Source organism: Flavobacterium sharifuzzamanii, assembly GCF_003254585.1.
Lineage (GTDB): Bacteria > Bacteroidota > Bacteroidia > Flavobacteriales > Flavobacteriaceae > Flavobacterium > Flavobacterium sharifuzzamanii.
On the sequence record NZ_QJGZ01000024.1, the window covers coordinates 1 to 6017 of the forward strand.

The following is a 6017-nucleotide window of genomic DNA, read 5'->3' on the forward strand; positions in this document are numbered from 1 at the left end:
TTTGTGTCTTGAATTTTTAGCTATAAATATTTCGCTCTTCCAGAGCTTGAAAACGTTTTTCAAATCTCAATGATACAATATATTAGCTTTAAATTGTGTCTTAGAAAAGTCTCAGAGGGATGAAATATTTATAGAAATAGAATTGCGGTTTAAGAAGAGCCCCAGCGGGGCGAAATCTATAGTTTATTTATTTTTCGCATTCTACATTTCACATTTTGATTTATTTTCCTTTCAACAAATTAATGCTAACTGTTGCCGTATCGGCATCTGGAAATCGCTTGAAAATAGATTTATCTGGAAATAATCCAGCTTCTGCCGCAATCGCATTAAAAACGTCAATTTCAACAATATACTGGTCAGAAAAACCGTGAGTAGCGTCATAAGCTGTTGCGGGAGTTCTGCCTAAATTACTGGCCGTAAGTTTCGGACTTATAGTGTGAAGTTCAATCAGAAGCAAACCAAATTTGTGTACATACGGAGACCATTTTTGAAGATGTTCCAAAAGATTATCCTCGGCCAGATTGTTGCTGATTCTTTTGCCTCTGTAAGCAAATGCTCCAGTTGAGGTACTAACTCTGTTTGGGTTAATATGTTTTGGATCTTGCCAAATTCTATTATGATCTAGAAAAGTTCTCACATTTAGAAGATCTTTCAAATCGATATTGTAGTTTTCTTTCAAATCATTGGCAAGCAAATCAGGACGTCCGATATCGCCCCAGATTACTTTTGCCCAAATATCTGCATTTATAAGATTAGCTCTAGTTACTTTTAAAGCAGTTTGGTTATAATCGGCTCCAACTAGAAACAGCGGATATTCATCGAGCATTTTTCCTCTTAAAGTCTGTCTTTCGATTACTTCAAAAATATGCTGGAGGAAAGCGCCATTTCCACATCCCATATCGAGAATTCCTTTCGGTTGTTCATCAATAGGAAGATTAAAAAGTTTGATTAGAATTTCATCAACCACTTTAAAATAAGTGTCATGAGCGCCACCGCTTCCCCAAACATTCATTTCACGATCTACATGAAGTTCGTTTTTACCTTCAGCCGTTCTCAAAACATCTGGATTGCCAAAAATTAATTCTTCAATTTTAGCAAAAGTTGGCAGATAAGAAACTGTAACGCCATAAGCGCTGGCTCTTTTGGCAAAAAATAAACCAGCTTCGGTAAATTGATAATTGCTATTTTTTTCCAGAAACCAACCTAGATGAACAAAAAAGTCTAAAATCTTTTTAAAATTTTCGGGCGATTTATGAAATTCTTCAGGTCTAAAAGAAGTTTCCATAAAATATTTATGAAACATTCCGTTCATTGCCAATCGCACAATTGTTGGACCAATCAGATAACCTTCAATATGCTTTAAAATTTGTTCTTGAATACTATTTTTCAGCAGATCGTCTGAAGGTTCGATTCCGTATTGCTTTTTATATTTTTCAAAAATAGCATTTAGTTTTTCAAAAGGAACATCTTCAAACAAACGCGGGTGAAACTGAATTGATAACTGTAGCAAATTCACCACATCTTCATAGAGATAAAATAGTGAAAAAGCTGTTTCTGTTTTTTCGTTTACAGAAATCGTGATTTCCTGCTTTTTATTATCAATCTCATATTCTAAAAATCCCTGAGAAGCCAAAACTCTCACAGCGACATTCAAATAACCTTCGTTGGCTTTAAAAGCAGCAGTAAGCTCAGATAAAGTGAGCTTTTCTTTGTTTAATATAAATTCTAAAACTGATTTATTTTTGAGCGCAATAGCTACAGGAGCTGTAACTAATCCGTCGAGATGCCTAAAAATAGAACTTAAAAGTTGTGATTTATCGGTCATAATATAAAGAGTGAAGGTTAGTTTAAAAATAGTGAATTTTTTCTTAGTTAGGATGGAAGAGTTATCTGGATGAAATTATCGTCTTACTGAGGTAATTTTGAAGTCGTGTTTTTTATATGATGTTTCTTTAGCTCTAAGTATAAAGCATAAAAAAACCTCAATATTATTATTGAGGTTTTAAATTTTACCAAGAAATATTTACTCTTAGTTTTCGACGCATTTTTTAAGCGCAGAAGAGATTGTTATTTGATGTTTTTAGATTAGTTCATTTTTCATGCATTTCAATTTTTTCGAATTCTAATAATTTGTTTATTAATTGGTAATACTCTGGATAGGTAGTTTTTACATGTTCATAAAAATTATCTGCAATATCTTTTTTGTATTTATCAATAAGTAGATGGAAGTATCCTGCTTCTGATGCTAATTTGTAGTGTGGATCTATAATTGTACCAATAGACATTTTTAATTTATCAGCGATGACAGCCCAAAAATATTGTTCCCATATAACGCACAGTTTATGAAGAGGAACAATAGATTTGAACTTCTTTTCATTATGTTCCACAAACCTAAATACAGAATCGCAGTAAAGCTTATTAAATTCAAGATTGTTGCAACCATAAATTCCAAGGTTTACGGCTTGTTTTTTATCGTGGTAACCAATAGGTAAATCAGTTCCAAGATCTTCTATCAATTCAATATAAGGCATATAGGTTTTATGATAAGCGTCTATATGAAATGGTTCAAAATTCTGGACATACAAGTCATTATTTACCAGTTTTTGAGATAAAGGTTCAAATAAAATAACATCTAAATCAACATGTAAAAAAGGCTCTTCTTGAATACTGTAAGCTTTTATTTTGCCGAGTGCCCATGAACCCTTATCATATTTTTGCAATTCATCAAGATCAGTTCTTATTGATTCAAAAGGTAGCCCCAATTTTTCTATCCAAACCTTACTTGCGCTGTCGGTAATCATTTCCACTCTTCCATAATGTTTATAGCTATTGAGAACAGACATTACCATGGAAGACAACATGAATTGAGCATTAAACCAATTACCTGGTTTTTTTAATCCGTTACCGGTATCCCAATAACTATAAACTATTTTCATTATTTAATTGTTATATTGATTGCGTATTGTGGGCCTGGGGAAGTAACGTAAGCAGAAAACACGGTCCCATTATTATAGAAGTAACCATTTGTACTATTAGATCCACCCGTCATATAGATATAATTTGACGTAGTTAAACCTATTGTTGGCGTTGTCAGATCTAGAGTAAATGCTCCATTAGAGAATAATAAGTTGGTATATGTTGTGCTGAATTGATAGATTTGCCCATTCGCTAATGAAGGGAAATCATTGTATGCTACTATTGTACCATTTGCTTTAATAGACATAAAAGCGGCATCAATTGTACGACCAGTATTGTTTAATATGTAACCAGTATTGACAGTTCCACCGCCACTAGATCCTCCTCCAGAAGAAGCTGCCGTATGATTGTATCCTCTCCATTCACTAATTGTTGCTGGATTTGAGCTAGAAGGTTTAGAAGAACTATTTTGGTTGATGGTAGCATAACTGCCATTTTCAGCAGCATCCAAAGATATGGATGCTGTTCTTGCTCTGCCTAATTCGACATTTATATCTCCCATGGAAAGAGAACCAGTTGTTGATAATGCCATTATAAATTTAAGTTTAGATGTTCGAGAATAAGTTTTAATTTTTTATCCTGTTCTTCAATTTGGGTCTGTTGTTTTTTAATTGCTTCAAATAATACTGCAACAGCATTTTGATATTTTACAGCTTTTGTTCCGTCTTCTCGGGTAAGAACCAATTCTGGGAAATTTTCTTCAAGTTCTTGAGCAATAAACCCGACATTATCTTTTTGATCGTTATCAATTCTGTCGTATACAACTCCTCTTGAAGCCTGAATTCTTTCGATAACATTTTCAATAGGTCTAATATTTTCTTTAAATCTAGCATCAGAAAAAGCAGTAACATCTCCAGTAACAGTTAGAGAAGCACCAGTTATTGCACCAGAGAATGCTGAGTAAGCGGAATAATTACCAGAATGCAAAATGTCATACCATCCATTCCATGTCGTGTCAATTCCTTTACGTAGCCTAAGACCTGGAATTCCAGATCCATTTATGCCGCTTTCATTTCTAAATGCTAGCTGATATGAAGAATCTCCTGTAGAAGATGTAAGACCATCCCAAGGGAAAAATGTCATAACACCTCCATAATTTCCAGAACCACCAATAGTTGCTGCATTGACAAAATCGAAACTAACTGTTCTGGCAAATGTATTAGGTAAACGATCGCTTAATGTTCGAGGACCATCAGTAAATGAAATTCTTTGAGCAGAAGTTGCTGTTCCTGCATTTCCACCAATGTTTAATGAGCCAGCAGTTCCTGTTAATCCCGTTCCATTTCCACTAAAATTATTAGCAATTACGGTTCCTGTACTTGACTGAATTTTAACAGCATCACATGAAAATGCATAAGTTGATGCATTGCCAGTGATTGGATTTGTTCCTTGATTAACTCCCCAAAGTATTGGATAGGCTGCTGCATCGGTTCTGTTGGCTAATAAATCTACATATCTTGAAGATCCGCCTGCACTTCCTGTAATATTAATACCCCAGTTGCCGCTAGCTCCTGTTCCTGTTAAAGTTGGTGAATATGAATTATAATTGCCATCATGCAATATTCGTCTCCAAGGTGTAAATGTTGTTCCGCTAGAACTCCATCCTCTGAACCATAATGAATCGTTATTATGACCTCCTGTTATTTGTAATCCGGTATCAATCCCTTTGACAACAATTAAATTGTTATACGATGAGCCAGGGCCATTTGTTCCTGTTGAGTTAACATTATAAAAACCAGAAGTAATAGCTGAATTGTAATTTAGATCTGTTCGCGTACCATCTTGATGAGGAACTTTGTCGGCATCATTAGTAGGAATCGTAATATTTGCTGACCCGTCAAAAGAAACACCATTGATTGTTCTAGCAGTTGTTAATTTGGTGGCAGATAAAACATTTTTAACAGCATCTGCAGTATTGTCTACATTTGGCAAACCAACATCTGCTTTGGCTAATGTTATCACACCAGTTTTACCTGCAACACTGTCCACAGCACCGCTTGTAATATATACATATGAAGATCCTCCCCAACGATATGTTTTGTTTGTATCTTTGGCGATGTATATTTTTCCAGTTTCACCAGTTGCAGGAAAACCTGCTAAGTTTGTAAATTCTAATACATCATCAACATAACTTGGCAATTGAGAAGTTGGAATAATTCCGCTAGCATCAAGAGTTGCCACTCCATTTGCGATACCTTTTTCGCTAGAAGCAATTCTCGCAGTAGAATCAATTGCATTGATTGTAATATTTGCTGACCCATCAAAAGAAACACCATTGATTGTTCTCGCAGTTGCTAATTTTGTAGCAGAAGAAGAATTTCCAGTTAATGCTCCTACAAATGTTGGAGCAGTTACAGATCCTGTAAATATAGGAGACGCTGCAGGAGCTTTTAGATCATTATTGCCATTCAATTTATTTATAGCTGATAAGATAGTATCTGTTGCTGAAATCGTTCCAGAAGCAGAACTGTAGCCTGTTAATGTTGAAGCAATTGAACGTGCATTAGAAAAATACAGGTTAGTAGACTCAGGAACATTGGCAGTATTTAAAGTCTGCCATGTTTTATCGCCTCTCCAGTACTGCGTGGGAGCGCCAGCGGTAATACTGCTTTCTTTAGAAGTATCAGTAATTGTAATATTTGTCGATCCATCAAAAGAAACACCATTAATTGTTCTTGCTGTTGTTAATTTAGTGGCTGACAAAACATTTTTAGCAGCATCTGCGGTATTGTCTACACTTGCCAAACCAACATCAGCTTTGGCTAATGTTACCACACCAGTCTTGCCTGCAACGCTGTCTACAGCACCGCTAGTGATAAAGACGTAAGCTGTTCCGCTCCAGCGATAGGTTTTATTAGTGTCTTTTGCAACATAGATTTTTCCTGTTTCGCCAGTTGCAGGAAAACCAGCTAAGTTTGTAAATTCCAATACATCATCAACATAACTTGGCAATTGAGAAGTTGGAATAATTCCACTTGCATCAAGAGTTGCCACTCCGTTTGCGGCGCCTTTTTCGCTAGAAGCAATTCTCGCAGTAGAAT

Annotated in this window: 4 protein-coding genes; all 4 read right to left on the minus strand. The window is 35.3% G+C overall.

Features of this window, described 5'->3' with window-relative positions; genetic code table 11:
- Nucleotides 1–220: 220 nt before the first annotated feature.
- A complete protein-coding gene (locus DMA14_RS00120) occupies nucleotides 221–1825 on the minus strand; it encodes a class I SAM-dependent methyltransferase (RefSeq protein WP_111422167.1) in 1605 nt (534 codons plus the stop codon).
- A gap of 265 nt (nucleotides 1826–2090) precedes the next feature.
- Complete coding sequence (locus DMA14_RS00125; protein ID WP_111422169.1) at nucleotides 2091–2936, minus strand: DUF6734 family protein; 846 nt, start codon at nucleotides 2934–2936, stop codon at nucleotides 2091–2093.
- Nucleotides 2936–3508, minus strand: coding sequence for a hypothetical protein (locus DMA14_RS00130; RefSeq protein ID WP_111422171.1), 573 nt, complete (start codon nucleotides 3506–3508; stop codon nucleotides 2936–2938). The genes DMA14_RS00125 and DMA14_RS00130 overlap by 1 nt, the downstream gene beginning before the upstream one ends.
- Nucleotides 3508–6017 (minus strand): pyocin knob domain-containing S74 family peptidase (locus tag DMA14_RS22855; RefSeq protein WP_203418211.1); only part of this gene is annotated, 2510 nt, incomplete at its 5' end. The genes DMA14_RS22855 and DMA14_RS00130, both read right to left, overlap by 1 nt.